Origin of the sequence: Rossellomorea sp. DA94, from assembly GCF_029834455.1 — a bacterium.
In the GTDB taxonomy this organism is placed as follows: Bacteria; Bacillota; Bacilli; order Bacillales; family Bacillaceae_B; genus Rossellomorea; species Rossellomorea vietnamensis.
In genome coordinates this window covers 1,470,737-1,496,359 of the sequence record NZ_CP122397.1, presented here as the reverse complement: position 1 = coordinate 1,496,359, position 25,623 = coordinate 1,470,737, and the positions used below count along the sequence as shown (strand labels likewise).

General features: G+C 43.0%; 29 protein-coding genes. 11 read left to right on the top strand and 18 right to left on the bottom strand.

Features of this window, described 5'->3' with window-relative positions; all coding sequences use genetic code 11:
• Positions 1–275: 275 nt before the first annotated feature.
• Positions 276–1,556 carry an IS110 family RNA-guided transposase gene (locus P8596_RS07910; protein ID WP_279724108.1) on the bottom strand — a complete coding sequence of 427 codons (1,281 nt, stop codon included), beginning with the start codon at positions 1,554–1,556 and terminating at the stop codon, positions 276–278.
• 435 nt (positions 1,557–1,991) lie between these two features.
• On the opposite strand from P8596_RS07910, the gene P8596_RS07905 reads away from it, so the two are divergent.
• Positions 1,992–2,498 (top strand): antibiotic biosynthesis monooxygenase family protein, encoded by a 507-nt coding sequence (locus P8596_RS07905; RefSeq protein ID WP_279726546.1) that lies wholly within the window; start codon positions 1,992–1,994, stop codon positions 2,496–2,498.
• Between the two features lie 144 nt (positions 2,499–2,642).
• Complete coding sequence (locus P8596_RS07900; RefSeq protein WP_224520527.1) at positions 2,643–3,218, top strand: cysteine hydrolase family protein; 576 nt, start codon at positions 2,643–2,645, stop codon at positions 3,216–3,218.
• A gap of 99 nt (positions 3,219–3,317) precedes the next feature.
• On the opposite strand, the gene P8596_RS07895 is transcribed toward P8596_RS07900, so the two are convergent.
• Genes P8596_RS07895 through liaF form a run of 3 tightly spaced genes read right to left on the bottom strand, consistent with a single transcriptional unit; the run spans position 3,318 to position 5,857 of the window.
• Positions 3,318–3,971: a response regulator transcription factor gene (locus tag P8596_RS07895; RefSeq protein ID WP_224520528.1), complete on the bottom strand. Its 654-nt coding sequence runs from the start codon at positions 3,969–3,971 to the stop codon at positions 3,318–3,320.
• A 19-nt stretch (positions 3,972–3,990) separates the two neighbouring features.
• Complete coding sequence (locus P8596_RS07890) at positions 3,991–5,019, bottom strand: sensor histidine kinase (protein ID WP_224520529.1); 1,029 nt, start codon at positions 5,017–5,019, stop codon at positions 3,991–3,993.
• A gap of 25 nt (positions 5,020–5,044) precedes the next feature.
• On the bottom strand, positions 5,045–5,857 hold the full coding sequence (gene liaF, locus P8596_RS07885; RefSeq protein WP_254653549.1) for a cell wall-active antibiotics response protein LiaF: 813 nt from the start codon (positions 5,855–5,857) through the stop codon (positions 5,045–5,047).
• A gap of 237 nt (positions 5,858–6,094) precedes the next feature.
• Between liaF and P8596_RS07880 the strand changes: the two genes are divergently transcribed.
• Positions 6,095–7,492, top strand: a complete 1,398-nt coding sequence (locus tag P8596_RS07880) for a hypothetical protein (RefSeq protein WP_254653548.1) — start codon at positions 6,095–6,097, stop codon at positions 7,490–7,492.
• A gap of 40 nt (positions 7,493–7,532) precedes the next feature.
• Here the strand turns inward: P8596_RS07880 and P8596_RS07875 are convergent, their stop codons facing one another.
• Positions 7,533–8,126 (bottom strand): phosphatase PAP2 family protein, encoded by a 594-nt coding sequence (locus P8596_RS07875; protein WP_254653547.1) that lies wholly within the window; start codon positions 8,124–8,126, stop codon positions 7,533–7,535.
• Between the two features lie 96 nt (positions 8,127–8,222).
• Between P8596_RS07875 and P8596_RS07870 the strand changes: the two genes are divergently transcribed.
• Positions 8,223–9,425, top strand: a complete 1,203-nt coding sequence (locus P8596_RS07870) for a M20 family metallopeptidase (RefSeq protein ID WP_279726545.1) — start codon at positions 8,223–8,225, stop codon at positions 9,423–9,425.
• Between the two features lie 40 nt (positions 9,426–9,465).
• On the opposite strand, the gene P8596_RS07865 is transcribed toward P8596_RS07870, so the two are convergent.
• From P8596_RS07865 to P8596_RS07850, 4 genes are all read right to left on the bottom strand, one after another.
• The gene (locus P8596_RS07865; RefSeq protein WP_051758452.1) at positions 9,466–9,873 is read right to left on the bottom strand and encodes a DoxX family protein; all 408 of its coding nucleotides are present in this window, start codon (positions 9,871–9,873) and stop codon (positions 9,466–9,468) included.
• 142 nt (positions 9,874–10,015) lie between these two features.
• Positions 10,016–10,717 carry an EcsC family protein gene (locus tag P8596_RS07860; RefSeq protein WP_034763313.1) on the bottom strand — a complete coding sequence of 234 codons (702 nt, stop codon included), beginning with the start codon at positions 10,715–10,717 and terminating at the stop codon, positions 10,016–10,018.
• 62 nt (positions 10,718–10,779) lie between these two features.
• Entirely contained in the window at positions 10,780–12,009 is a 1,230-nt protein-coding gene (locus P8596_RS07855) for an ABC transporter permease (RefSeq protein WP_254653546.1), read from the bottom strand.
• A complete protein-coding gene (locus P8596_RS07850; RefSeq protein ID WP_061811488.1) occupies positions 11,999–12,742 on the bottom strand; it encodes an ABC transporter ATP-binding protein in 744 nt (247 codons plus the stop codon). Before P8596_RS07850 ends, P8596_RS07855 begins: the two co-directional genes overlap by 11 nt.
• A 1,290-nt stretch (positions 12,743–14,032) precedes the next feature.
• On the opposite strand from P8596_RS07850, the gene P8596_RS07845 reads away from it, so the two are divergent.
• Together P8596_RS07845 and P8596_RS07840 are read left to right on the top strand one after the other, a co-directional pair.
• Positions 14,033–14,455 (top strand): HIT family protein, encoded by a 423-nt coding sequence (locus tag P8596_RS07845; RefSeq protein WP_034763312.1) that lies wholly within the window; start codon positions 14,033–14,035, stop codon positions 14,453–14,455.
• A 172-nt stretch (positions 14,456–14,627) separates the two neighbouring features.
• A complete protein-coding gene (locus tag P8596_RS07840; RefSeq protein WP_034763310.1) occupies positions 14,628–15,164 on the top strand; it encodes a tryptophan transporter in 537 nt (178 codons plus the stop codon).
• Between the two features lie 61 nt (positions 15,165–15,225).
• Here the strand turns inward: P8596_RS07840 and yhzF are convergent, their stop codons facing one another.
• On the bottom strand, positions 15,226–15,420 hold the full coding sequence (yhzF, locus tag P8596_RS07835; protein WP_034763309.1) for a membrane protein YhzF: 195 nt from the start codon (positions 15,418–15,420) through the stop codon (positions 15,226–15,228).
• A gap of 165 nt (positions 15,421–15,585) precedes the next feature.
• On the opposite strand from yhzF, the gene P8596_RS07830 reads away from it, so the two are divergent.
• Positions 15,586–15,957 (top strand): YtxH domain-containing protein, encoded by a 372-nt coding sequence (locus P8596_RS07830; RefSeq protein WP_279726544.1) that lies wholly within the window; start codon positions 15,586–15,588, stop codon positions 15,955–15,957.
• A gap of 373 nt (positions 15,958–16,330) precedes the next feature.
• Positions 16,331–16,906 (top strand): HTH-type transcriptional regulator Hpr, encoded by a 576-nt coding sequence (locus P8596_RS07825; protein WP_034763913.1) that lies wholly within the window; start codon positions 16,331–16,333, stop codon positions 16,904–16,906.
• 1 nt (position 16,907) lies between these two features.
• Here the strand turns inward: P8596_RS07825 and P8596_RS07820 are convergent, their stop codons facing one another.
• A complete protein-coding gene (locus tag P8596_RS07820; RefSeq protein WP_279726542.1) occupies positions 16,908–17,225 on the bottom strand; it encodes a DUF1878 family protein in 318 nt (105 codons plus the stop codon).
• A 194-nt stretch (positions 17,226–17,419) separates the two neighbouring features.
• On the opposite strand from P8596_RS07820, the gene P8596_RS07815 reads away from it, so the two are divergent.
• Both P8596_RS07815 and P8596_RS07810 read left to right on the top strand, forming a co-directional pair.
• Positions 17,420–17,956, top strand: a complete 537-nt coding sequence (locus P8596_RS07815) for a DUF3267 domain-containing protein (protein ID WP_279726541.1) — start codon at positions 17,420–17,422, stop codon at positions 17,954–17,956.
• Between the two features lie 219 nt (positions 17,957–18,175).
• Complete coding sequence (locus tag P8596_RS07810) at positions 18,176–18,355, top strand: hypothetical protein (RefSeq protein ID WP_034763303.1); 180 nt, start codon at positions 18,176–18,178, stop codon at positions 18,353–18,355.
• A gap of 59 nt (positions 18,356–18,414) precedes the next feature.
• Here the strand turns inward: P8596_RS07810 and P8596_RS07805 are convergent, their stop codons facing one another.
• The 3 genes from P8596_RS07805 to P8596_RS07795 all read right to left on the bottom strand — a co-directional run bounded on the left by P8596_RS07805 (position 18,415) and on the right by P8596_RS07795 (position 18,894).
• Positions 18,415–18,510, bottom strand: a complete 96-nt coding sequence (locus P8596_RS07805; protein ID WP_079534381.1) for a YjcZ family sporulation protein — start codon at positions 18,508–18,510, stop codon at positions 18,415–18,417.
• A gap of 127 nt (positions 18,511–18,637) precedes the next feature.
• The gene (locus P8596_RS07800; protein ID WP_060670486.1) at positions 18,638–18,721 is read right to left on the bottom strand and encodes a YjcZ family sporulation protein; all 84 of its coding nucleotides are present in this window, start codon (positions 18,719–18,721) and stop codon (positions 18,638–18,640) included.
• Between the two features lie 86 nt (positions 18,722–18,807).
• Positions 18,808–18,894 carry a YjcZ family sporulation protein gene (locus P8596_RS07795; RefSeq protein ID WP_034763301.1) on the bottom strand — a complete coding sequence of 29 codons (87 nt, stop codon included), beginning with the start codon at positions 18,892–18,894 and terminating at the stop codon, positions 18,808–18,810.
• 186 nt (positions 18,895–19,080) lie between these two features.
• Here P8596_RS07795 and P8596_RS07790 point away from each other — a divergent pair, with 186 nt between their 5' ends.
• A complete protein-coding gene (locus tag P8596_RS07790; protein WP_279726539.1) occupies positions 19,081–20,034 on the top strand; it encodes a peptidylprolyl isomerase in 954 nt (317 codons plus the stop codon).
• A gap of 52 nt (positions 20,035–20,086) precedes the next feature.
• Here P8596_RS07790 and P8596_RS07785 read toward each other — a convergent pair whose 3' ends face one another.
• The 4 genes from P8596_RS07785 to P8596_RS07770 form a co-directional block, all read right to left on the bottom strand.
• On the bottom strand, positions 20,087–20,266 hold the full coding sequence (locus tag P8596_RS07785) for a sporulation YhaL family protein (protein ID WP_034763298.1): 180 nt from the start codon (positions 20,264–20,266) through the stop codon (positions 20,087–20,089).
• A 114-nt stretch (positions 20,267–20,380) separates the two neighbouring features.
• The gene (gene yhaM, locus P8596_RS07780; protein WP_034763296.1) at positions 20,381–21,322 is read right to left on the bottom strand and encodes a 3'-5' exoribonuclease YhaM; all 942 of its coding nucleotides are present in this window, start codon (positions 21,320–21,322) and stop codon (positions 20,381–20,383) included.
• A 53-nt stretch (positions 21,323–21,375) separates the two neighbouring features.
• Positions 21,376–24,327: an ATP-binding protein gene (locus P8596_RS07775; RefSeq protein ID WP_279726979.1), complete on the bottom strand. Its 2,952-nt coding sequence runs from the start codon at positions 24,325–24,327 to the stop codon at positions 21,376–21,378.
• 5 nt (positions 24,328–24,332) lie between these two features.
• Positions 24,333–25,544: a metallophosphoesterase family protein gene (locus P8596_RS07770; RefSeq protein WP_279726536.1), complete on the bottom strand. Its 1,212-nt coding sequence runs from the start codon at positions 25,542–25,544 to the stop codon at positions 24,333–24,335.
• Between the last annotated feature and the right edge of the window lie 79 nt (positions 25,545–25,623).

Genomic DNA, 25,623 nt, shown 5'->3' with positions numbered 1-25,623 from the left:
AAAATAAAGGGATTTACGCTTACGCGTTGCGTTAAGAGACTGGAAGGGTCTCCCTTATATTCAGTGATGGGCACTTTTGATCTCTGCTTGTTTAGGTAGACTTACCCTCCCATATCTCCTGGCATCGAGTGCCTACATTCCTTCGTTGGGTCTTTCCCTAACGCAGAGGCCAGCGTATGCTCCTGCATGGACTGATCAGTAGATCGTCGAAAGTCGTGTATGGGCCGGCTTCTCAGTGTCTGGGTTGTAGAAGAACTACGTTCTAATTCAAATAGTTAGGCTGCTTTGAGATGAGAGAGGAAAGGCATATCTCGCATCATGCGCTCTAAATCAAAGGTCGTTTCATAATGGCTGAGTCCGTGACAAATTTGAAGTAATTTACGACACAGAATCACAAGTGCTTCTTTTTTCGTTACTGGTTTCTCGCGATCATTGCTGTAGTAGTCATAAAGTGCTCGAAACGCCGAGTTTGAGTGTAGTAAAGGGAACACTGCTTTGTACAATAAAGCTCGAAGCCTTCTTCGCCCTCGCTTAGATATTCTTTTTCTACCCTTTGATTCACCAGAAGAATTCGTTACCAGTGTTAATCCCGCGAGTTTAAATAATTGGCGTGGATCCTTGTAACGTTTGAGTGAACCTGTCTCGGAGAGTAGCTCCAATACGGTTGTTTCACTAATTCCGGGAATCGATGTTAGGTAATCAAAGTCAGGCAATTGGCGGGCAAGGGTGACAAGGTTTTCAGTAAGCTCTTGGATCTGTGATTCATACATGAATAACTGGTCAAGCAACATTCTGATTTCCATGCGTGCCATTTCAGGACTGTCTTTCAATCCTATAGACTGCTCTGCCACTTGAAGGAGTCGCTCTACTTTATTCTTTGACAGATAGCGAACACCCTTTGTCTGAAGAAAGTCAATCAGCTCTTCAGGCGAGAAGATCACAAGATCTTCTGGTAAAGGGGCATATTTTAAGATAGCTTGAGCCTGTTTTCCAAGACCTTTGATGACGGAAGCGAACTCAGGGAAGTAAAGGTCGATCCATCGTCGGATGCGGTTTTGAATAGAGGCCGATTCTTCTTTTAAACGGACTCGATAGGCCGTCCCCCGACGAAGTTCAGAATCGATTTGAGTCATTTCCCTTGGCATACTGTAATATCCTTGTGGCATCATTTTTGCGATGACCCGGGCATCTTTCAGATCATTTTTACTCTGTAGGTTATCGTCTAGCTCTTTGGTTTGTTTAACGTGAAGAGGATTGACAAGGACATATGGAATGCCATGATCTGTTAGAAAAGCTGCGAGATTCATCCAGTAATGGCCGGTAGGCTCAAAACCAATGATGACTTCCTTTTTATTATGAATACTTATTAGCTTTAGGATAGTAGCGTAAAAGCTTTCAAATCCTTGAAGGGATTGGCGAATGACAAAGCTTTTCTTGAGTTCACGTCCACGCTCATCTACGGCACAGGCGTAATGATTCCGCTTCGCTATGTCAATACCAACAACCAGTGTAGTTTCAGAAATTTGATTAATACGTTGATTTCGATTATCATGCATGTGAAGATCCTCCTTAGTTATGAGCGATTGGTTAGCACCTGCATCATAACGGAGGGTCTTTTTTTATGCAATAGATGAATTCTCACCTCACAGGAATAGCTCCTGCGGAAAACGGGCGTGCCGAGACCCCGGAAGCGACAGCTGAGGAGGCTCGGCCGTTCGTCCGCCGGAAAGCGAAGCGGTTCCCCTCACCATCTACCACACTCTGATTGACAGAGCCTTTAGCAAATTCAAAGTTTGTTAAATATGAACGTACAGATTGTAACCCTTTTAAACTATAGACGTTTTAGGGAGAATTGTATAGTTTTCAAGGGAAAATGTCATAAATTTGCCGATTTTTGAGGGGTGGTGAAAAAATATCCATCATTCATGTTACAAGAGTGAAAGAAAAGGGAAGAGTATAGTAGAAGTGACTACTTTATTGAGGTGATTTGGATGAAGCTATATATGACGACAGGAACACATGATTTCTTACAGAAAATAATGGATCAGCATGCGGGTGAAAAAATGCTTTTGATGCAGGGCGAAGATGCACTGCTTTTACATGAAACAAGCGGCGAAAGTGTCTTTGAATCTCCCCGCAGCTATGAGATTGTCGATCAATCAGGTGAACTTGAAAGTAAAGGATACGTGGTCTTCAACAACATCCCCGTATCAGACGAAGGCAGGCCGCTTTTTGAATACCGCTTTAAAAACCGTGCCGGTTTGATTGAAGATGTGCCAGGTTTTACCGCGATTCGGGTCCTTAGACCACTGGACAACGATACATATGTGATCATGACCCTTTGGGACGATGAACGGAGCTTCCTGGGCTGGCAGGAATCCAAGCAATACGAGAAGGCCCATGCAAAGAGGGGCACTGAAGAAGGAATCGATAATCAAAAGGATATCTTCCCACGTGCATCCTATGTAAGTAAATACTACGTTTCGGGTCAATCCTGAAGAAAAGCTGCCTAAACTCAGGCAGCTTTATTCTTTTCAATCTTTACAATTACAGTGAAGGTGTACATACATAATTACAAATTATTAACAGTATACTTAATCGTATTGGTTACAGACATCCTGAATGAAAGGAGAGGAGTTCCGATGAGTGAAACATGTTTGATTCTGATTGATTTCCAAAAGGCATATAATGATTCTTCACTGGGAAAGCGGAATAATCCCCGTATGGAAAAGAACGCTTACCAGCTTTTGCACGGTTGGAGAGAAAAAGCCTGGCCTGTTGTACACGTACAACATTCATCTTTCGATATGGAATCACCACTGCATTCAAGTTCAAGAGGTTTTGATTTTATAGAGTCTTTCCGTCCTGTACAAAAGGAAAAACACATCATTAAGCATGCTAATAGCGCTTTCATCGATACAGATCTGGATTTATATCTAAAACGGGAAAAATATACATCCCTTGTTGTCATGGGGTTCACAACGAATCACGGTATATCCACTACTGTCCGTATGGCCGCGGATCTGGGATATGAAGTGACGGTCCCTTATGATGCCACTGCATGCTTTGAAACCTATTCGTTTGACGGTTCCCTATATTCCGCTGAAATTGTTCATGGACTGTCCCTGGCAAATCTACACCATGAATTTGCTTCTATTTCTTCAACGGATTCCCTGCTATCATCACGATTGAAATTAACGAAGCCGGTCATTTTTTAATCATCATTATCGCTTTTTGCAGAATGGGCTTAGTCAAGGGGAATGACTTCATTCCTTTTGACTAAGCCCATTCTGCTTTCATCCTTTCATATACCTTCTCTACTCTTTCCTTTCGGCTTTATGCAAGATCCCATTTCGATTGGCATAAATGGCTGCCTGGGTCCGGTCCGCGACCCCAAGCTTACTCAAAATATTACTCACATGGGTCTTGACGGTCTTGATCCCGATAAATAACTCTTCGGAAATTTCCTGATTCGTCAGCCCCTCACCCAAGCATTTCAACACATCCATTTCCCTTGTCGTCAACTCTTCATGAGCCTTTCTTTCCTGGGGACGGAATCGGTTCAGCATCTTATCGGCAACTTTGGACGCTATGACCGATTCACCCTTAACCGCCTTATAAACCGCCGCGGTTACTTCTTCTGCACTTGCTGTCTTCAATAAGTAACTATGAGCACCTGCCTCAATGGCAGGAAACACCTTTTCATCGTCATAGTAGCTTGTAAGGATGATAATTTTACAGTGAGGATGATAGGATAGGATCTTCCTTGTGGCTTCAATGCCATTCCCATCCTCCATCAATAAATCCATTAATATGACGTCGGGCATATACAGCTTGGCAAGCCGGGCCGCTTCATTTCCACTTTTTGCTTCTCCAAGAAAGTCAATCCGCTCTTCTGTCAGCAAATAAGTTTTCATGCCCAGCCGTACCATTTCGTGATCATCTACAATCATTACCTTTATCTTATCCATTTGTTTTGCCCCCTTTGAATTAGACCGGGATGCGGAGATCGATATACGTTCCCTCTTTTTCTTTGGAGCGAATCTGAAATAGTCCTCCAATTTCCTCCGCCCGCTCTCTCATCGTTTGAAGTCCGTACGAGGTCATCTTATTCTCCTTTAGATTAAACCCCTTACCGTTATCACTGATATACAATGTGACAAAGCCCCCTTTTTTCTCCGTCACGATCTTTACTTTCGTTGCTTCCGAGTGACGAAGGATATTGGAAAGACTCTCCTGGATGATCCTGAACATATGCGTTTCAGTACCTTTCGATAAGTCTTCCATACCATCCAGGGTGGCATCAATCTCAATTTGTGTTTTTTCCTTCAATTCTCTGATCAAGATGGTTAACGCTTGACGAAGACTTTCGCCCCTTAAGTCGATCGGTCGAAGATGAAGAAGAAGGGCCCTCATCTCACCTTGTGCCTTCCCTGCAATGTCGGCTATTTGTTTCACGATGATTTCAACCTTTTTATAATCCGTCCCGATGCTCTTTTGCGCCGCGGAAGAAAGCATATTCAGTGCAAATAATTGCTGGCTGACAGAGTCATGCAAATCCCTGGCAAGCCTCTGCCTCTCCTCCATGACCGCAGCCTGGTGAGCCTGATCAGCAAGCTCTGACTTCTCATCTGCCAGCCGCTGAAGTGATTTCACCTGTTCTTGAATGAATACCGCAAGCTGATTCAATTCATCCGATAAAATCCCGAGCTCATCATGCTCATACCTGTCCACCCTGGCAGAGAACTTTCCACTTCGGAGTAAGGTGACGAAGGTGGATATATCATCGATCCTGCCTTTGAATGTATACCCTGTACGAAAACCGAAATAAATGCTTAATAGGAATAAAATGATGGCCAACCAAGTGGTTAAATAAATGGAAAGAGAAAGAGAGATACTGGGATCCTCTGAAAGGAACAGATAGACTTGCAAAACGATAAAAAAAAGTAGGATGGTCATGATAGCCATCATTAAAAAGCTCTTGAAGATCCAATTTCGGATATTTGAGGTTTTATTCAATCTCATTCCTCCTTTCACGCAACCTTTATATCCTGGTAATCCGGATCGAACCGATTTTCACATCAATCGTCAGCTTTATTTTTTTACTTGCCTCCAAATAACCTGGTGATCGATAATACAGTTCCGAACGAATATCAGCAGATTTCTGATCAAACAATTTCACATCCCCCACCTGCACCTTCAAAGTGATTTCCACAGGGACATTTTCCGGTATGATCATTTTCACATCGCCAATCCAGCCTCTGATATCAATAGGTGTTTCCCCTTCAGGAATGAAGGCTTTACTGAAATCAAAATAGTAATCTCCGATGGCATTGTAAAGTTTCATATTTTCCAGGGGCCAGTTCGGTTCTGAAAAACGGATATCCCCGACGATAAACCCTCTATTTACCTTGGGTTTCTTGTGGAGGATCTTTTCACCCAGTGGCTGCTCCTTATCATCTGTTTCAGCTGTCTTATCAAACGGATAATCACTGCTTATACTCACTTGAATCGGTTTATTCCTCACGATCCGATGAATCGCAATGGCAATAATGATGACCGGCCATAGTTTCCACCAATTCCCGTAATCGAAAACCAACACATCATATTTATCAAGGAGGATCAGCACCCCAAGTGCCAAGCTGAAAAGGCCGAACAATAATTTGCCGAAGCTTTTTTTCAAAAAGCTGTCTACTGACCACTTCAAACCCAGCAGTAATAACAAAATAGGAATAATATTGACAAATATCTGCGTTATTTCCAAGGAAATGACACCGATATTCAGTAATAATAGCCACAATCCTATCATCATCAGCAAAAATGAGAAAAACCATTGCTTTCTTCCTTTGTATCTCATACAGGCACCACCTTCACATCACTTATTAACTTTCTCTATTAACATCGTCTATTCCTGTTATTTCTTTTATTATAGATTGATTTCCACGGGTGTTTGACGAGCATGGGAATGATTCACCCTCAGTCCAGAGGCTGAAAAAATGTTTCTATCCTGTATCACACCTTATTTGCATTTTCATAATCTATAGTACAGATCAGGGCAAATGCCCAAGGTTTGAAACATTGAGGGGGTATTCTAATGGGGATTGACTTGACTGCTCTTCATTGGATTTATTTAGTTTTCATAGGGTTGATCATCCTATTTATGATTTTCCGAAAGGACACGACCATCGTATGTATTCTCGGAATCTTCAGTATCGCTTTGATTGCTACGGGTTCGATGAGCGGGTCGATCAGTAGTATATTTAATAGCTTCATTTTTGCCATCACTGAATTACTTTCTACCATTCTCGTCATTTCCATCATTGTTGCCATGAGTAAAGGATTGACGTCGACAGGGATCAATGATGTGATGATCCGACCGTTCACTAAGTTCATCCGCACCCCTGCACTTGCGTACTGGACGATCGGTCTTGTCATGATGTTCATTTCGTGGTTTTTCTGGCCATCCCCCGCAGTGGCCCTTTTGGGAGCCGTGTTGGTACCCGTTGCCTTACGTGTCGGATTGCCAGCCCTCGGCATCGCCATGGCCATGAACTTATTCGGTCATGGGATCGCCCTTTCAGGTGACTTTGTCATTCAGGCTGCTCCAAAGCTGACGGCAGACGCTGCAGGTATTCCTGTTTCAGAAGTTATTTCTGCAAGTATCCCCCTCATCATTGTCATGGGAGTGGTCACGACCGTCACTGCATTCATCTTCCTTAAACGAGATATGAAAAAAGGGATCCTTACGGTCGATTCAAGCTCCCTTGCTGCCATCGATCCAGAGCAGGATGCTTCACATGAGCTTTTATCATCCCGTTGGAAAAAGGCCATTGCGATCCTTATCCCTATATTATTTGCGGCTGATATTACGGCAATGGTTTTATTCGATCTGCAGGGTGGAGATGCAACCGCACTGATCGGGGGAACCTCCATCATCATCCTCTTATTGATTTCATTGGCCGCTTATAAAGGAAAAGGATTAGAGAAAACGACCAGTTTCATGATTGACGGGTTTCAGTTCGGGTTTAAAGTATTCGGTCCGGTCATACCGATTGCCGCTTTCTTCTATTTAGGGGACTCGGGGTTTCAAACGATCATTGGGGATTTTCTTCCGGCAACATCCCATGGAATCGTCAATGACCTGGGCGCATCCCTTGCTGCCGCCGTCCCGCTTTCCAAGGCTGTGGGCGCGATTACCCTTACGACGGTCGGGGCCATCACTGGACTTGATGGATCAGGCTTCTCGGGAATTTCTCTTGCCGGTTCCGTCGCCAATTTATTTGCTGAAAGCATCGGTTCCGGTATCGCTACCCTGACGGCCCTGGGCCAGGTTGCAGCCATCTGGGTCGGTGGCGGGACCCTTGTACCATGGGCACTCATCCCGGCAGCAGCCATCTGCGGAGTCGACCCATTCGAACTTGCCAGGCGAAACCTGCTTCCAGTCGTCATCGGACTGGTCGCAACTACCATTGTAGCGATGTTCTTAATCTAAAGACAGAGGGACGGACCTTCCAAGGGAAGGTCCGTCCCTCTTATTTTGCAGGGCGCTTTTCATATAGGAAGATACACAGCACGAAAAACGAGTAACCCAGAAGGAAGCCGGCAGCAACATCAGTAGGATAGTGAGCCTGTTCCGCTACACGGCTGAATCCTGCCAACAGGGAAAGGATGACGGCCAAAGTGAAGATCGTGACTTTCATTCCCATGGTGGAAATTTCCTTACTGAGGAAATAAGCGATGACCAGGAGAAAGACAATCCCCACCATGGCATGACCGCTGGGAAAGCTGAACCCCTCTTCCCCATGGGAAAACGGGGGTCTTTCACGTTCCATCCACCCTTTGATGACTTTATTTAGGACGTTACTACCCGCAACCAGTACCACGACCGTTATGATTCCTGCGTAATCTTTTTTAACCCACCAAAGGAACAGGATCAAGGCGATTGTGGCGATTCCAATTACCAACTCGGTCCCTATCACGGAAAATGGTTCTAAAACGTTCATGTCGCCCATGTTTGTCAGAAGATAATCCTCTCCGAAAATCTCCATGTCATGATAAACAAAATGGGCAATGGTCATAAAAAGTACAAATGAAATGATAGCTGAAATGGATAAGGTTTTATTCATCGAATCCTCCTTGAATTTCACTTATCCCCTCTTCCCGGTACATATTTAGTGTTATAATATTCGTAATATTCACCAAACATTAGGAGGTTTGAGGACTTGCTGAATGAATTATATCAGAAATTAGAAGATCGTTGGATAGAAATGGTTAATATCAGAAGATTTCTTCATCAACACCCGGAATTATCCTTTCAGGAAAAAAATACGGCAAAGTATATTGCGGATTACTACAAAGAAATCGGGGTCCCCGTTCAAGAACATGTCGGGGGCAATGGGGTGGTAGCAAGGATTGAAGGGGCTCTCCCCGGAAAGACCGTAGCTCTGCGTGCGGACTTTGACGCCCTTCCCATACAGGATGAAAAGGAAGTGGAATATCGTTCTACCGTGCCGGGTGTTATGCACGCCTGTGGTCATGACGGCCATACCGCGACACTTCTGGTATTAGGGAAAACCCTTCATGAAATGCGAGAAACCCTTTCAGGGACAGTCGTTCTCATACATCAGCACGCTGAGGAATATGCACCCGGAGGAGCTAAGTCCATGATCGAAGCGGGTTGCCTCGAAGATGTGGACGTGATCTTTGGCACCCATTTATGGGCAACCGAACCACTTGGGAAGGTCCTCCATCGAACAGGTCCGATCATGGCCGCTGCGGACCGCTTTGAGATTGTCATTAAAGGATCCGGGGGACATGGGGCACAGCCTCACAAAACGAAGGACTCCATCGTGATCGGAGCTCAAGTTGTTGCAGAACTTCAACAAATCGTCAGCAGAAGAGTAAACCCGATTGATCCAGCCGTGGTGACGGTCGGCTCCTTTATAGCTGATAATGCGTTCAATGTCATAGCCGATTCAGCTAAATTGATTGGAACGGTACGGACCTTCAATCCAGAAGTCAGGGACTTTATTGAAGAAGAAATCGAACAGATCCTGAAAGGGGCCTGCCTTTCCGGACGCTGTGATTATGAGTTTGTATATGAGCGGGGGTATCCGGCCGTTGTCAATCACCCTGAGGAGACAGAACTATTCATTCAAAGTGCCGATACTGTAGATGAAGTGCATACCGTGGAAGAAATCGAAATGCAGATGGGCGGTGAGGATTTTGCCTTTTATTTAGAACATGTGAAGGGTACTTTCTTCTTTACGGGAGCCAAGCCCGATAATGTGGAAACGGCCTACCCACACCACCACCCAAAGTTCGATCTTAACGAAAAAGCGCTTCTCATTGCAGCAAAATCATTGGCAAGTGCAACCATTCACTACCAGAATAAACATTCCGTTTCGGAAGCCGTTCCGAAATAACGCAAAGAAGGATCGGACGCTCACATCCGATCCTTCTTTTTTAATAAAAGCGATGATTCTTTTCAATTTTACTGACCACCAACACCCACCAAATCAAGAGGGGCTGGAACAATAATCTGACCCAAAGCAGCAGTTGATTGGCATCTTCCTGTCCCGGGGCCGGAATTCCTTTAATGGCCGCGTAGATATTTGCAGGAAATACAAGAACTAAATAAATCGCGGTGATGATCCCAGTTTTTTCACGCGTCTTCGGAATCAACAGCAGGACTGACAGAATAAATTCAATGATTCCTGTGATATAAACAAGCTCTTCTCTTAAAGGAATAAACGCAGGGACCATTTTCGCAAATCCTTGGGCTTCAATAAAATGAAAGACCCCTGCCAGAAAGAAGAAGAATGAGAATAAAATGAGCCCGACTATCTTCCATGCTTTTTTCCGTTTATTCATCTATTTCACACCTCACTAAACACAATTTACCCTACCCTTATCACTATACATGAAGTCATTGCGGAAATAAAAAGATGGGTTTGTCATCACAATGACCCCAACAAAAAGAAGACCGATCATGATGATCGACCTTCATACGGTACTATTCTACTGCATGGAAGTAGCGAATCCGATAAGCAAATTTTGCCACCTCACCAAGCTGATCCAAAAGCTGATAATTCGCATAGGCACCCACAACCGCCCCGACTCCAGGGATGAGCTGGAGCATCTTCACCAAATCGATGTAATCCCGATACTCCTGTTGAAAGGTTTTCCAGTCAAGTTCCTTCAGCTTTTCTTTTTCTTCCTCCCAATTCTCAATGATGGAGAGGACCTTCTTCTTATGAGCATCACTTGAGAATGCAAGCTGAAAAACATACAGAAGAAATAGACGCTCCTCATATTGTTTGGGGTCATAACCATGAATCAGGGAGCATTCGCTCAAAAATTTCATCTTAATAGACAGAAGCAATGGAAAATCCGCAAGACCAAGGAAAATCCCCCCGGCACCGGTTCCTGCCCCTTCGATGGTGGCAGCTTTCCGGTAAAATTCCATTCGTTCCTTCATCACGACTTCCCGTTCCTGTAGCTCAGGTCTGTAGGCCGCCTGAAGGGACACCCATTCGCTGCCCTTCAGGGTGACCTCCACCATTTTCTTGATGCTTTCCGTGACGACTTTATGCGCTTTCTCAGGTATCCACTCATTCACTTTCGTCTGGGCCTGTTTGGATACCCTCTTAAAGATGGACGATTTCCTGGTGTATCTCCGTTTCCACTGCTCGAGCTCTTCTCTTTCATGGCTCACTTTAGAACCACCATCCTTTTTGGTCAGCCTTTACTCATACTATGTTCATCCTGCCTGTTTCATTAAAAAAGCGTTTCTTCCATCTTTTTCAACCTTTGGACGAGGTAGAACTGACTGAAAAAGATGGAGAAGGTTAAGCCTGCAAGCAACGTGATCAATCCAGGCAGCCACTCTCCCCTTATAAAAAGGGGTAGTGAAAACACAAGGGCCTGTATCATCATCGACTGGCTCATGATTTTCTGAAAAGATGATGTCTTCAATTCCCTTGAAACCGGATAAATAAGTACCCAGATCTTATAGTCAAAGCGCTTGAATAATGGAATCATCTGAAAAGCTGTCAAATAAAGAAATACCATAGCCGTCAGAATACTGAAGATGAAAGATGGATTGGAATAGATCAGCAACACACCGATCAGGGTCAAGCGTATATACAGACCTGAATATTCACTTGTCCTTACAAGCGAGCGAAGATACAAATAGCGATAGGTTGATGCTTGAGAGAAAGGAGCCTTCACAAGCCAGTCGAGCCATTTTCTCCTGTGCACTTTCCCTTTCAGCTTTGGAACATCCGTGAACATATTGGCGATGCGATAAAAGATCAGCATGCGCTGCTCTTCAAGATTGATCAATAAATCCCATTTAAGGTTCTTACCCTTTGTTGCTTGATGAAAATAAAAGGCATAGCCGAGCATCAAGACGGCCACGATGAGTGTCATCCAAAGGTCGGCTCCCGATAACACAAGGAACAAAAGAGTCCCGTTCAATAGGAAACGGACAAGACTGTCCGTCAGGTGAGCTTCCCTCTCCTGAAACCTTAACATGAACCAACGAACAAAGAGATTCCATATTTTCATGACCAATACTAAGCCAAGTAACGGAAAGAAGCTTCTGAAACTGTTTCCAGAAACAGCTACATACATAGGCATTAGGGCAGCCAGGACAAGCAGTTGAATGTAGGATTGGAACATGAAGCTGATCCAGATACATTTCCTGAAATAACCGGATAACCGTTCTTCTAAAGGTAGAAGAAATACAGCATCCGCCTCCCGGAGAAATGTGTAAACCGGACTCCATGCCAATAAGAGACCAAGTGCGACTGACATGATGAGAGGAGCCGGGAATGTTGGCTCGAGTGTCTTCACCCACTGATTATACGTAAATGCAGCGCCCCCCAAAGCGAAAATCAGGACGAATAACAAATGATCATTGAACATGTATTTCAAATACTTTTGAAGTTCCTGATTATACTCTACAATCCTCTTTTTCCAGATGCCCTCCACGTTATTCATCATGGGATTCTTCCTTTGTCAACTGGATGTATATATCATCTAAAGTGGCTTCAGGCATCGTAAACTCCCTGCGAAGCTCTTCTAAAGTCCCCTTTGCCCGGATTTTCCCTTCATGAAGGATGATGAATGAGTCACAATATCTTTCGGCAGTAGCTAATATATGGGTAGACATCAGGATGCCCGCTCCATTTTGTTTCATTTCCTGCATCCAATCCAGTAACGACTGGATCCCGAGTGGGTCCAATCCGACAAACGGTTCGTCGATGATGTACAGACTGGGCTGAATAAGAAAGGCACACATGATCATCACTTTTTGTTTCATCCCTTTAGAAAAATGAGCGGGAAACCAACTCATCTTCTTTTCCATACGAAACGCTTTCAACAATTTATCGATTCTTCCCTTATATTCCGCATCTGATAATCCATAGGCCATGGCCGTAAGCTTCAGGTGTTCCTCGAGGGTAAGTTCATCATATAAAATTGGTGTTTCCGGTATGTATGAGAATTGCTTGCGATATTGATCGGCATCCTTTTTCAACGTATGGCCGTTGATGGATACCTCCCCTTGCTTCGCCTCCATCAGCCCGATGATATGCTTGATGGTCGTACTCTTACCCGCCCCATTCAATCCGATTAACCCGACAATTTCATTAGAGTCAATGGAGAATGTTATATCCTTCAAAACCGGCTTCCTTGTATACCCGCCGACAAGATGCTTAATTTCTAATAACGACACGAGCAGCAACGTCCTTTCTCTTCTATATGTATTATTTCTATTTTATCAAAACTTTAAAGCAAAGGCATGCTTTGAATATGAATCATTTTCTCCAACAGATCTCTAAAGACGAACAAGCAAGTAATTTGTCGAGATCACTTTCTACACCGCTATTGATTTACGTGCAAGACTTCGCTTTCCTCGGGGCGGAAGGCAAGCCTCCTCGTCGCTGACGCTCCTGCGGGGTCTTACCTATTCCGCTTTTCCCGCAGGAGTCTACGTCTTGCACTCCAATCAATAGCTAGATCCTGCTGTAACTGACTATGCTTTAGGAATAATTGCAAAAGCCCTTTTTTACCGGGTTTTGGTTATTCATACACAGACTTTAGTTTTCGAATGTTCGGTCGTTTGGAAGTATTAGCAGGATGGGGCATTACTGTAACAAAAAGGATAAGAGTGGTGTAGTAATCTCGGCATTACATTTTCACAGTGACCACTTATACTTGGGTAGTTGATTGGAGCGGAAGGTGCTCGACTCCTCCGGGAAACGCTGGACAGGTGAGACCCCGGAGGCGCAGCCGAGGAGGCTCACCGCCAGCCCCGTGGAAAGCGAGCACCTGCAGCGGAAATCAACCAGCACACACTCTTTCTCAGGGGGAGAATTACGACAACCGTTTGAATAAGCAACCTTCCACATTTTAGCATTCATAACCTCCCCCTAGAATGCACAACATATTATCAGAAGGGGCCAGCAATAAGAAAAAGGGGATGGTTGTTAAAGACCAGCTAACCGATTTCACTATTGTTTGCGACTTGAAGGATTCGTCGTCTTCTTTAGTGAATGACACACTCACCCAATTCATTTCATCAAAAATTTGATAAATGAGGTGTTTGTTAAAGCACATTTTGACTAAATCAACTTTCTTACTAAGCTTTTTTAGCCTACAAGATAAGGGGATGGTCAGTTTGCACAAAGTCATTCATGTTTCTAACGATTTACACATATCATCCTTATAGCAAATGAGGTGTTTGTCCAAGACGGCTAACAGTTTCTATTGTCTAAATGCTTAAATAGCAAAAAGATAAGGGGATGGTCGCATTGAACAAAGTTCATTCTACCCTAGAATGGTACACTTTTCGAAGCTACTAACGAATGAGGTGTTTATCAAAGAGAATGAAGCCTGACATATAAACCTTTACAGTATTACCCCTTCTAAGAAGAGAGGCAGGAAAATCGTTCCTGTCTCTTCTTCATTTATTGTCCTATTAATGATAAAATACATACACCATTACTGAAAGGTGGAAATGAATATGAGTGACTGTATTTTTTGTAAAATCATCGATGGGGAAATCCCGGCAATGAAAGTATACGAAGATGAACATGTCCTTGCTTTTCTTGACATCAGTCAGGTGACGAAAGGTCATACGCTTCTTATCCCTAAAGTACATAAAGAAAACGTCTACGAGCTGACACCGGACATGGCGAGTCACCTCTTCTCTGTAGCACCTAAGATCGCAAACAGCATCAAGGCTGAGTTTAGCCCTGTAGGAATGAACCTTTTAAGCAATGCAGGTGAAGAAGCAGGACAATCCGTCTTTCATTTCCACATGCATTTCATTCCACGCTATGGAAATGGCGATGGCTTCGGAGCCGTTTGGAAAACCCACAATGACGACTACAGTCAAGACGATTTGAAAGAGATTGCAGCTTCCATCGCACAGCACCTATCATAAATTCGACAGCCCGCACCCTTATCATTGAAGGATGCGGGTATTTTTTCAGAAAATTAAATCTTTGACACCCGTTCACAATATGTTATAATGTACCTATCTTTTCGCTGATGGCAACAGTGCACATTAGGAGAAGCAGAATACAAAGTATAGTTTAGTTGAGGAGAGATGAGAAATGAATACAAAAACACTTGTATCCCTGTCATTATTAGTAGGGATCGGAGCGGTCCTTCACACAGTGATCCCGGGCATATTCTTAGGGATGAAACCGGACATGATGCTGACCATGATGTTCTTAGGGATTATCTTGTTTCCGGCCAAGAAAAACGTTTTGCTATTAGGTTTATTAACAGGAGTCATTTCAGGACTGACAACACAATTCCCTGGTGGATTCTTGCCAAACCTGATCGATAAACCGGTCACGGCATTCGTCTTTTACGGATTATTCCTGGCAACAAAGAAAATCACTCGTTCACTGTTAGGTGCTTCTGTTCTAACCGCAATCGGTACACTCGTATCAGGAAGCGTATTCCTGCTTTCTGCATATGTGATCGTAGGACTGCCTGGGGCTTTCTTCGCTCTATTCGCAGCAGTCGTCCTTCCGGCAACACTTGTGAACGCCGGCGCGATGTTCGTTGTGTATCCGATCATCAACGGTATCTTAAAACGTTCAACCATTCGAGAAGCTGTCACAACAGAACAGCTATCCTAAACGAAATAATAAAAACACCCTCCATGCCTTGTGATCCGTCACAAAATGGGGGGCTTTTTTATTAACTGACTGCAAACCAGAGCAGTATCCCTATGAGAAACGTGATCAATCCACCTGAACCCAATATGGTCGCACGTTTTTTTAATATATTTTTAGGAGGATACATTCCAGGTCTTTGAATACTAATGAAGTTATATACCATACTTAGAAACAACACTGTACTGAGAGCAAAGAAACCAAAGATTATTCCGTCCATTCTGTTAGAACCTCCCCCCTCTTCCTCACCTCTTATCTTATTTTTATGCGTTTGAAGAGAAAGATATGAACCGTCTTGTTTCAATCTGTTCTAAAAGGGAAAAGGAGAATACATACTGATTGGAGAAATATAGTATTATAGAAATAGAAGAACGAGGTGAACATAATGAATAAAAAATCTCTTGCCTACGGATTACTAATCGGTGGAGTGGTCGGAGGAGTCGCGTCCCTTTTGACATCCCCTTCATCAGGTAAAGAAATCCGTGCACAAATCAAAGACAAGAAAGACGATTGGACAGTGGTCATCGAGGAAATGAAAGGCCACATCGGTGAATTGAAAGAGTCAATCGGCACCCTGTCACAGGAAGGAAAGGAAACGGTCCTTCAGCTTTCCAAGGATCTTCAAGCTTCCTTCAAGCAGTGGCAGGCTTCAACCGAGCCGAACAACCAGCGCCTTCAAGAAGAAATCCAATCCATCCAGCGAACCATCGAAGAGCTGGAAAAATCGATCAACTCAGCCAACACACCGAATCCATAACCCTATCCCCGTTATGCCCTTCACCCAATTATGGGTTAGAGCTTGCGGGGATTCTCTTTTATTTAAAAATAAAAATTATTTCCACCCCGATTTCTTTCAGAATAGTGTTTCCCTATTAAAGTCCCGTCATTACAGGGTTCAAACACTCTAATATTTCTATTATGTATCCGGTAAACCAACCAGAAATTATATACTTCGAAAAATTTTGTCAATTTAGCCTTTATTAATTATTACTTTATTGGCATAATAAAATATAAGCGCTTTCTTTTTGATGATTGTTGTAGTAGTGAATCCTTTGGAACTGCTTACAACGCAACCATTTCAAGAACAGCTTATAGTAAAAAAAGATTTTCTAGCAAAGTGGGTGAATGAGATGAAGGAAAGAGAATTTACTTTGAAAGAGGCAATGCTCTTCAGTCAAAGGATGGCTCAGCTTAGTAAAGCTTTGTGGAAGGCCATAGAAAAGGACTGGCAGCAATGGATCAAGCCATACGACTTAAATATCAATGAACATCATATTCTCTGGATTGCGTATCATTTAAAGGGTGCTTCCATTTCGGACGTGGCCAAATTCGGTGTTATGCATGTTTCAACGGCATTTAACTTTTCGAAGAAATTAGAGGAACGTGAACTTCTTGAGTTTTCCAAACGGGAGAATGATAAGCGGAATACGTATATTCAACTGACGGCCAAAGGGGAGAATATCCTTCTTGATCTAATGAAGAACTATCAGCCGGAAAGTCATTCCATCTTCCAGGGAGTATCTCCATTACGGGAATTATATGGGAAGTTCCCCGAAATGATCGAAATGATGACCGTCGTACGTAATATTTATGGGAATGATTTTATGGAAATATTTGAAAAGTCATTTCACAATATTGAAAATGATTTTTCTGATGATAATGGAAAGCTCGGTGAACTATTTGAAGATGAGGAAGAACTGGCATGATCTACAAGCTCTTCTGTAATTGTTTCATCAAAGCTGGATAAATATTCTGGATAAGGCAGCTATCCACGACTTCATGCACCTTCAGCTTTGCATGAAGCACATCTTCAAATTCTTTAAAAAGCGGAGTATTGTATACGAATCCTTCCGCTTTTTGTTTTTCAAGTTTCATGCTCAATCTATCACAAGTTTGAAAAAACTCCTTCACTTCCCTCTCTGACAATCCACTACGAATGATCAGACGATAAAAGGGATATCCGTTTTCAGGCATCATTTCAGCCATCAGCCTCTGATGGTATTCAAGTTTTTCTATTCGCTTCATTAGTTCGTGCATCTTTATCACCCACTATTTATCTCATACTCTTATTGTACAAAACTATCACATACCTGTCGCCCCAAACTCCCTTCAAAAAATAAGAAAAATCCTCTAAAATGTATTGATTTTTTCCGGTAATCGTAATAAAGTATGTAAAGCACTTAATTAACCACAATTCGTCTAATGGAGGCGATTTTTTTATGCATTGCTGGAAAACAATCAATCTGGAAAAACAATTTGGATTCTACCGAGTCTTTTTACTTTCATCCATCATCATGATGATGGTATTCTCATTAATATACGTACCAATCAACTTACTATTTCCGAGTGCTTTTTACGATAAGCATTTCCTGGGATTCTTCGTGGGCCTGATCAGTATCTATCCATTGCATAAATTTTTTCACATCGTGCCCATCTTGCCTTTTGTGAGAAAAATAAAATGCAAATGCAACAGAAAAATGTATTTTTTGCCGATACTTTCATTGCGGGTGGATCAGCCAATTTCAAAATACCGTTATTTGGTCGCCCTTGTGGCCCCATTCTTTGTACTAAACAGTATTTTATTATTCGGGTGCTTCCATTTCCCACATTATTCGCATTACTTTACCATGCTCCTTGCATTTCATTCAGGGATCTGTGCCATTGATTTCATTTATGCGAAACAGTTGATGGACTCACCAAAGAATGCTTTAATCGAAGAAAATGAAGATGGATACGAAATATTGATTTATCAGTAAGGATGATGGATGGCCATTGAAGCATACACTCGATGGATGAAATCATCCTTCTCATATTTTCGGGATGATTCACTGCTTTCGTTCACCCATTCTTCATACCGGAAGGGCATATATATGAAAAAAGCTTCATTTACATGAATTAAGGCAACACTCTTGCTACCAATTAGGGAAATAATTTGGTAATGTATAGTCTATAGGAGATAACGGGGAGGGGTTTGGATGATCTCCATGTTTTTAGTATTTGCTGTCTTCATCTTATTTTATATAAATAAAATGACCAACGCATTATGTTTACAAAAAGAAATACCTGAAGAACGCCAACCTAAGGTATTTAGGACCATCAATATCCTTATCACCATACTGCTGGTTTCTTCTTACATAGAGATACTATTTACATAGAACATGAAGTGTAAAAAAAGCAGATCCGGAAAACCGGATCTGCTTTTTTATCTATTTAATTAGCAAACGTATGCTGCACCAATGATGATTAACAAAATGAATAAAACTACGATTAACGCGAAACCTCCGCCGTACCCGCCGCAAGCACCTGACATATGCGCTTCCTCCTTTCATGTATGAAAAGCATAAACATATGAATATGAAGCAAAAGGGGCCAGCCTTTCTTAAGGTATTGCCCCCTCTTACAGTCTTTATCCGGTGAACCTAAACCCTGAGGCTAAATTATAGCCATGCTGCACCTACAATGATTAACAGGATGAACAGTACTACGATTAACGCGAAACCTCCGCCGTATGCGTGACCCATAACTTTCCACCTCCTTTGAAGCGCTACTTTATCTTATTCAAGTTAGCTGCCATATGTTTTAGGCTAATGTCATAATTTTAATTTTTTTAGTAAATATATGCGGCACCAACGATGATTAATAAGATGAACAGCACTACGATTAACGCGAATCCGGAATTGTATCCACAGCTCATATTTATTACCTCCTTTTCTCTCTTCGCTCTTATCATATGAAAGTACCTAGGAAATGGGTGTGTAAAATGCCCATTTTTCTGAAGATTAGTTTGGAAAATATTTTTTTAAATGGAAGAAGTGTGTTATAGTATGTTTTGTAGATTTTGACAAGCCATCAAACGAATTTATTGTAGGAGTTGGTCACCATGAAAAAATGGATCATTTCAGTATCACTGGCTGCGGGAGTCGTAGGACTTGCAGGGTGCAGCGGTGACGAAGCTGAAGGAAACAGTGACGTTGTTGCAACAACAAAAGCCGGAGATGTAACAAAAGATGAACTTTACAAATCAATGAAGCAAAAATTCACTCCACAAATGGAACAGGCCCTTCAGGAACTGGTATATACGAAAGTCCTTGAAGACAAGTATGACGTGTCAAAAGAGGAAGTTGATCAAAAGCTGAATGAAGCGAAAGATCAGTTGGGACCTCAATTCGATATGTTCTTACAACAATATAATTTGGACGAAAAGTCGTTCAAACAATATCTGAAGCTACAATTGCTTCAAGAAAAAGCTGCGATTTCCGATGTGAAAGTAACAGATAAAGAAGTCAAAGACTACTACGAGAAATGGAAGCCTGAAATTAAAGTCCGCCACATCCTCGTAGAAGATGAAAAAACAGCCAAAGAAGTGAAGCAAAAATTGGCTGATGGAGCGAAATTCGAAGATCTTGCCAAGGAGTACTCCACAGATCCCGGTTCTGCTGAAAACGGCGGAAGCTTAGGATGGGTAGACTACGCTGGTCGTCAAAACTTTGTCCCTGAATTCTCAAAGGCACTGGATACCCTTGAAAAAGGCAAAGTAAGTGAACCTATCAAAACAGAATATGGTTATCACATCATCGAAGTGACTGATAAAAAAGAAAAGAAATCCTTTGACGAAATGAAAAAGGAAATCGAAAAAGAATTAAAGCTTTCCAAAGTGGATCCTCAGAAAATCCAGGAAGCGATGAAAGCTGAAATCGAAAAAGCTGATCTGAACATCAAAGATAAAGATTTGAAAAAATCATTCGATCAAGTACTGAATCCTCCTGCAGCTCCTGAGGGTGGAGAAACACCAGCACCTGAAGGCGAAGCTCCGGCAACGGAAAAACAGGAATAACCAAAAAGGACTGACGGCTACCTTAAGCCATCAGTCCTTTTTTATCATTTGATCAAGACGTCAGTTGACGCTTCTTCTCTTTTTCCTCTTCCATTCGATGAATATACACTTCTCCTTCTTTCTCAATCCATTCATCTTCCAGCGTCTTTTCTTCCTTCGCCGATTTGATCGTCATAAAGGCACTCCCGAAAATTCCAGCTACAACAAGGTACATCCAAATAGGCAGGGTCATTTGCTTCATCTCCTTATAGGTTTGTCCTCTTTTATTTACACTATATGTGGGCGGGGAAGAAAACATGACAGCATGATAAAAAAAGAATCCGGTCCATGGACCGGATTCTTTTTGTTATTTATGAAAGGTTGGTTTATAGAATGAACGGTTGTCGAGTGCGAATACTCTCTCCGTATACTCACCCGGCTTCACCCGCTGTAGGGCCCGATCAAGCATATTCATCTTTGCGTCGACATTATCGATGTAGTGAAGGATCTCTGCTTCCCGGATGAGTGGCGGCTTAGGGCTTCCCCACTCGGCTTTCCCGTGATGACTCAACACGAGATGTTGAAGAATCATGACCTCTTCGCCTTCGATTCCCAGTTCATCCGCTGCTTTCCCGATTTCATTCACCATGATTGAAATGTGCCCGATCAAATTCCCTTCAATCGTGTACGTTGTCGAGGTAGGACCCGACAGCTCGATGACTTTCCCTAAATCGTGAAGGATCACCCCTGCATAGAGAAGGTCCGAATCCAGGGAAGGATACAGTCCGGCAATGGCTTTCGAAAGATCCAGCATCGAGACCACATGATAGGCAAGGCCGGATACGAATTCGTGATGATTCTTCGTAGCTGCCGGATATTCAAGGAAAGGCTTTTGATATTTCTTGATCAGATGCCTTGTGATGCGCTGGATATTCGGGTTTCTCATTTCAAAGATATACTGTGTAATCTTGCTCGTCATCTCATCTATGCTCACCGGCGCCGTTTCCAGGAAATCTGAAATGGCATAGCCATCCGCCGGGGAAGCGGGTCTGATCTGTTTGATCTTCAGCTGATTCTTCCCGCGGTAACTGTGTATGTCCCCGACGACCCTAACGATCGTTTCAGGCTGGTAGGCCTTCTCATCCTGCTCAGAAGCATCCCAGAGCTTCGCTTCCATATCTCCGCTCTTATCCTGCAGGATCAGCGTAAGAAACGGCTTTCCTGTATTTGTGGTACCCTTTGTCATTTGCTTGATTAATAATGGCAAGTCAATCGTCTCACCTACGCTGAAATGTGTAATACCTGACATCTGTTCTCCTCCGTTCACTATAAAAGTAGTTTCAGTATATCATATTTTTGTACTCAGGAAGTCTGGATCGACTCCTTCCTCTTTAACACAATCATCTCTTCATCCGTGAACGATTGTTTGATATGGGGGTGACAGGTGAAAAATAACACTTGATGGTCCCTTGCCACTTTCCTTAAGAGCGAAAGAAATGCCTTTGTTCTGGTCAGGTCAAAGTTGACTACCCCATCATCAATCAAAACAGGCAATGGATATTTATCACCGATCGATTGAATGAGGGCAAAGCGGATTGAAATAAATAGCTGCTCTTTCGTCCCTTGACTGAGTTCGATTGCATCAAAGATGGTCCCATCCATCCTCTCCACTTTGATCATTTCATCATCCAGTAAGAAAATGCGCTGATAATGCCCTTCCGTCAGTTTCCTGAAGTTTTCTTCTGCAAGCTCTATGACTTTCGGCATTTTGGTTTTTTGATATAGCTCCATTGTTTTTCTTAACGAAACCCCTGCCAATGTATACGTAGACCATTCAAAGGCCAGCTCCCCCAGCTCGGCTTTTTTGCTTTGGAATTCTTGAAGGATGGCGGAATGGCTCTTGCCTTCTTCTAACGTTTTAATTTCATACGAAAGGGAGGCGAGTTCTTTTTGCAGAGCGGACAGCTCTTTTGACAACTCTTCGATGGATTGTAAGACCCGGGCCGATTCCTTTCTGCTTTCTTCCAATGAATGAAACTCAAGGAACGTATCAAGGGTTTTTTGGGTCAATCTCGTTTTCATCCCCTTATATTGAGACCAAAGTTTGCTTCGTTCCTGAACCTTCATAGCCTTCTCCCTGAATTCCATTTCCTCGGAGCAACCAGCTACAAGGATAAGCTCTTGTATTTCATGTCGGATTTTTTCAATTTCTATGGAATGTTTTTCGATATCCATAGATAAAGGTTCTAACTCTGCAACAATATTTTCGACTACCAGCCGCCGTTTCTCCAGATCCTGCAGCATCCCTTTTAATTGAAGCAGCGCTTCGTCCACTGTCGTGAACAGGAGTGCATGGCGTTGAAACCAACCCCGGCATTCTTCAGTGAATTCTTTCACCTTCTTTTCTGAATAAGCCTCTTCAGCGGATAAATGGCTATATGTTTCATATGAATAGACGATTTCTTTCATCTTGGCAAATGCATCACGTAGCCACTTCCAATGAAAATCGGAAGGTAAGGATAATTCCCCTTTCAGGCTTTCCATCCTTTCTTCTCCCCAGATGATCGCTTTCTCAAGCTCTTCCTTTTTCTCATGAAGCTTCTGTACCTTCAGCTCCTGTTCTTCCAACGACAAGACCCGCTGCTTCCATTCGTTGCGAAATTCCATTTGTTCCAAAAGGCTTTGTTCTGCTGTATCCAGGGTCCCGGTTTTCTCCGGTTGAATGTCTTTGGCTCGCTCCTTAAGCTTTTCAAGGGTGTCGGTTTCTGTCCTTACATTCTTCCTCGATTGAAAGATGGTTCCACCGATAGCCATCAGAACAAGCAAGCTCATACCTGCCATGACCCAATTGCCGGAGAACATTCCCCATAAACCGAATCCCATTGCAATCAGCAATGCTCCACCACTGAACAGCATCTGATTCGAATAGGTAGCTTTTTTTCGGCTATAGTTTTCCTCTGCCTCCTTTACTTGCAGATTCATCCATTCCATCTGCTCCCTCGTAGAATTCTTGCCGGTTAGAGCCTTGACCTTTCGTTGTAACTCTTGATATTCATCCTCTTCCATTAATCGTTGTTCTAAGTTTTCGCATTTTCTTTCAATGATTTGAAGTTCTTCCATTTCCTCTTCTTTAAGCCGATCCAGGCTTTCCCGTTCGTGAAGGAGTTTGGTCTGATGATCCAAAGCCTGCTGGATGTTTTCAGACATCATCAGGCTTGTATTTAATGACGGGATATTTTCCATTTCAATCTGCAGCCCTAATTCCCGGATGGTGTCACTGATTTTACTTTGGAGCATTCTTAATTCTCTGCTTCGCTCCCCGCTCTCTTCTTTCCACTTCAAGTAAGAGGATTGACGGGACAATAGTTCCTCCATAAACGGAATATCTTCTCTTAATGAAAGGTCCAGATCGTTCGATTCCAACTTTTCCTGTAGATTCTTTTGTTTGCTTTTCAGGGTCTCAAGATAGGCTGATGTTTGTCTTTCTTCGATCTTCAACTCGTTCATTCGCTCTAATCCGTCTGGAGGGAATTCGAGGTCTTTCAGCTGGGAGAGGCGCTTTTCGACATCATTGAATTGGACAAGGGTATCCCAATTTTCATTTACGGAAATAAGATGTTCTCTCTTATCAGAGAGAAGCTCCTTTTTCTTCTCCAAGTCCGATATTTCCGCCTCCAGGGATCTGCGTCTCGCTATGAGCGGCAGGTACTGATCATTCTTCTCTTTCCCTTCCTTCACTCGTTTTTCAAGGTCCTTTAGTTGAGAAAGCACTACATTGATCCTCGGTTTCCTACCTGATTTCTTAAACAGCTGTTCCCTTTCTTTCTGCCAATCCTGGGAAAGCTTCAAAAGAAGGTCCGTCCCTGTAGATCCCGCTGCGAATAAATATCGGTTCAGTTCCTCTTTTTTTAGTCGCTGGATGTTCTGAAGGCCTTCCAGGTTGAATGAGAAGATGTTTTGGTAGGTGGACCGGTCCATTTTGCCCAACAATTGTTGGAGGGTTTCTTCTCCTTCCACTCTCCCATCTTCAAATTGGACGGATACGTCTCCCGCTGCCTTCCCTTTGACCCGCTCAATGCTCACCATTCCCTGATCTTCCACGTGACAAAGGATTTTCCCACCATACTCGGTCGATGATTTTGGAATGTATCTCAACAAAGATTGCTGTTTCGTCGGAAAACCGAATAGGATGCTATGAATGAATGACATGATCGTGGATTTACCCGCTTCATTTTCTCCATAGAATAATTGAAGGTCGCTAAGTGTATAATGCTTGTTGTCAAGCTTTCCATATCCGTATATATGAAGTTCCATCAGCTTCAATTTCTTTCACCCCCACTTTTCAGTAAGTGCTTTGTTTCTTCTATTAAATCGTTCTTCCCTTCGTCCTCCAACGGTGCAAGAAATCGGTAGATCGACGGATGTTCATACAACTCTGCCAAGACTTCCTTCCACTCTTCCCCTTCAAGGCTTTCAAGGGTTGAAATCATATCCTGAAGAAAGGGATCCCGTTCCTTTATCGCTGTGCTGGCGGGAGATCGGCGTATGGAGTGAATCCATTTCAATTCCCCATGGTTTTCTATATCCGATTGCAGCGCCTCCAGGAGATCGCCATTGTCAATCTTTCTCATCATATCTTCTGGGAGCGAATCTTCATCCGTTAGGACGATTTCAATCAAGCTGTCTTCATGTATGGTTTCCACTGCCTGTTGGATGCGCTGAAACACCTCACCAAACCTCCCTATACCATGCAGGGATACATCGCATGTTTCCCAAAGCAAATCATGGGTGGGAATGAACGACAGCTCTGTCTGATACTCATCAAGTAAGACTTCATAGCATCCTTTTGCACCGGTCTCCTTTCGGTGCCTGCCTTGGATATTCCCGGAATAGACGATATAAGGCTCTTCATGCAAAATCCGGCGTTGATGAATATGCCCGAGTGCCCAGTAATGGTAATTCTTCTCCAATAATTCATTTAGCGTAAAAGGGGCATACGTTTCATGAGATGAATTCATGCTCCCTTCACTTCCATGCAGGATCCCGATCGTATAACGCCCTGCGCCTCCTTTAGGATATTCCCCGATCCTTCTTTCCCGGATATGCCTTGTTCCATAGCTGAACCCCACGATATCAACAAGGGTACCATTCCTGGTGGTAAGCTGTTTCACTTCGGTTTCCTCGTGAAAAATATGTATATTATCCGGCATATCCAGTTCTAATCGACGGCTGCCGAGATGATCATGATTTCCGTGGACGACGTATACAGGGATATCATGTGAATGTAGGATTTGAAATTGTTTCACTAGTTTAGCCTGGGCACGGATGCTTCGGTCTTCTTCATCAAATAAATCCCCACTGAGAATCATAAAGTCTACTTCTCTTGCAATCGCTTCTTTCACCACTTTTTCGAATGAAGCAAAGGTACTATTATGTATTCGTTCAAATAATTCTGTCGGTAAATGCTTCAGCCCTGTAAATGGACTGTCCAAATGTAAGTCTGCTACATGAAAAAACCGTATGTTCTCCATGAAGTCCCCTCCTTCAACACTACGAATATACGTTCTGCTATTCATTCATTATATCCCAAAACCGGGGAAGATTTCAGTA

Excerpts from the sequence above, each read along its gene's own strand:
- liaF (WP_254653549.1), bottom strand. The coding sequence starts at position 5,857 with ATGAGATACAAAGGAAGAAAGCAATGGTTTTTCTCATTTTTGCTGATG.
- P8596_RS07900 (WP_224520527.1), top strand. The coding sequence starts at position 2,643 with ATGAGTGAAACATGTTTGATTCTGATTGATTTCCAAAAGGCATATAAT.
- P8596_RS07895 (WP_224520528.1), bottom strand. The coding sequence starts at position 3,971 with ATGGATAAGATAAAGGTAATGATTGTAGATGATCACGAAATGGTACGG.
- P8596_RS07905 (WP_279726546.1), top strand. The coding sequence starts at position 1,992 with ATGAAGCTATATATGACGACAGGAACACATGATTTCTTACAGAAAATA.
- P8596_RS07790 (WP_279726539.1), top strand. The coding sequence starts at position 19,081 with ATGAAAAAATGGATCATTTCAGTATCACTGGCTGCGGGAGTCGTAGGA.
- P8596_RS07875 (WP_254653547.1), bottom strand. The coding sequence starts at position 8,126 with ATGAATAAAACCTTATCCATTTCAGCTATCATTTCATTTGTACTTTTT.
- P8596_RS07845 (WP_034763312.1), top strand. The coding sequence starts at position 14,033 with ATGAGTGACTGTATTTTTTGTAAAATCATCGATGGGGAAATCCCGGCA.
- P8596_RS07910 (WP_279724108.1), bottom strand. The coding sequence starts at position 1,556 with ATGCATGATAATCGAAATCAACGTATTAATCAAATTTCTGAAACTACA.
- P8596_RS07775 (WP_279726979.1), bottom strand. The coding sequence starts at position 24,327 with ATGGAACTTCATATATACGGATATGGAAAGCTTGACAACAAGCATTAT.
- P8596_RS07865 (WP_051758452.1), bottom strand. The coding sequence starts at position 9,873 with ATGAATAAACGGAAAAAAGCATGGAAGATAGTCGGGCTCATTTTATTC.
- P8596_RS07815 (WP_279726541.1), top strand. The coding sequence starts at position 17,420 with ATGCATTGCTGGAAAACAATCAATCTGGAAAAACAATTTGGATTCTAC.
- P8596_RS07795 (WP_034763301.1), bottom strand. The coding sequence starts at position 18,894 with ATGAGCTGTGGATACAATTCCGGATTCGCGTTAATCGTAGTGCTGTTC.
- yhzF (WP_034763309.1), bottom strand. The coding sequence starts at position 15,420 with ATGGACGGAATAATCTTTGGTTTCTTTGCTCTCAGTACAGTGTTGTTT.
- P8596_RS07770 (WP_279726536.1), bottom strand. The coding sequence starts at position 25,544 with ATGGAGAACATACGGTTTTTTCATGTAGCAGACTTACATTTGGACAGT.
- P8596_RS07810 (WP_034763303.1), top strand. The coding sequence starts at position 18,176 with ATGATCTCCATGTTTTTAGTATTTGCTGTCTTCATCTTATTTTATATA.
- P8596_RS07820 (WP_279726542.1), bottom strand. The coding sequence starts at position 17,225 with ATGAAGCGAATAGAAAAACTTGAATACCATCAGAGGCTGATGGCTGAA.
- P8596_RS07800 (WP_060670486.1), bottom strand. The coding sequence starts at position 18,721 with ATGGGTCACGCATACGGCGGAGGTTTCGCGTTAATCGTAGTACTGTTC.
- P8596_RS07840 (WP_034763310.1), top strand. The coding sequence starts at position 14,628 with ATGAATACAAAAACACTTGTATCCCTGTCATTATTAGTAGGGATCGGA.
- P8596_RS07805 (WP_079534381.1), bottom strand. The coding sequence starts at position 18,510 with ATGTCAGGTGCTTGCGGCGGGTACGGCGGAGGTTTCGCGTTAATCGTA.
- P8596_RS07880 (WP_254653548.1), top strand. The coding sequence starts at position 6,095 with ATGGGGATTGACTTGACTGCTCTTCATTGGATTTATTTAGTTTTCATA.
- yhaM (WP_034763296.1), bottom strand. The coding sequence starts at position 21,322 with ATGTCAGGTATTACACATTTCAGCGTAGGTGAGACGATTGACTTGCCA.
- P8596_RS07825 (WP_034763913.1), top strand. The coding sequence starts at position 16,331 with ATGAAGGAAAGAGAATTTACTTTGAAAGAGGCAATGCTCTTCAGTCAA.
- P8596_RS07830 (WP_279726544.1), top strand. The coding sequence starts at position 15,586 with ATGAATAAAAAATCTCTTGCCTACGGATTACTAATCGGTGGAGTGGTC.
- P8596_RS07785 (WP_034763298.1), bottom strand. The coding sequence starts at position 20,266 with ATGACCCTGCCTATTTGGATGTACCTTGTTGTAGCTGGAATTTTCGGG.
- P8596_RS07855 (WP_254653546.1), bottom strand. The coding sequence starts at position 12,009 with ATGATGAATAACGTGGAGGGCATCTGGAAAAAGAGGATTGTAGAGTAT.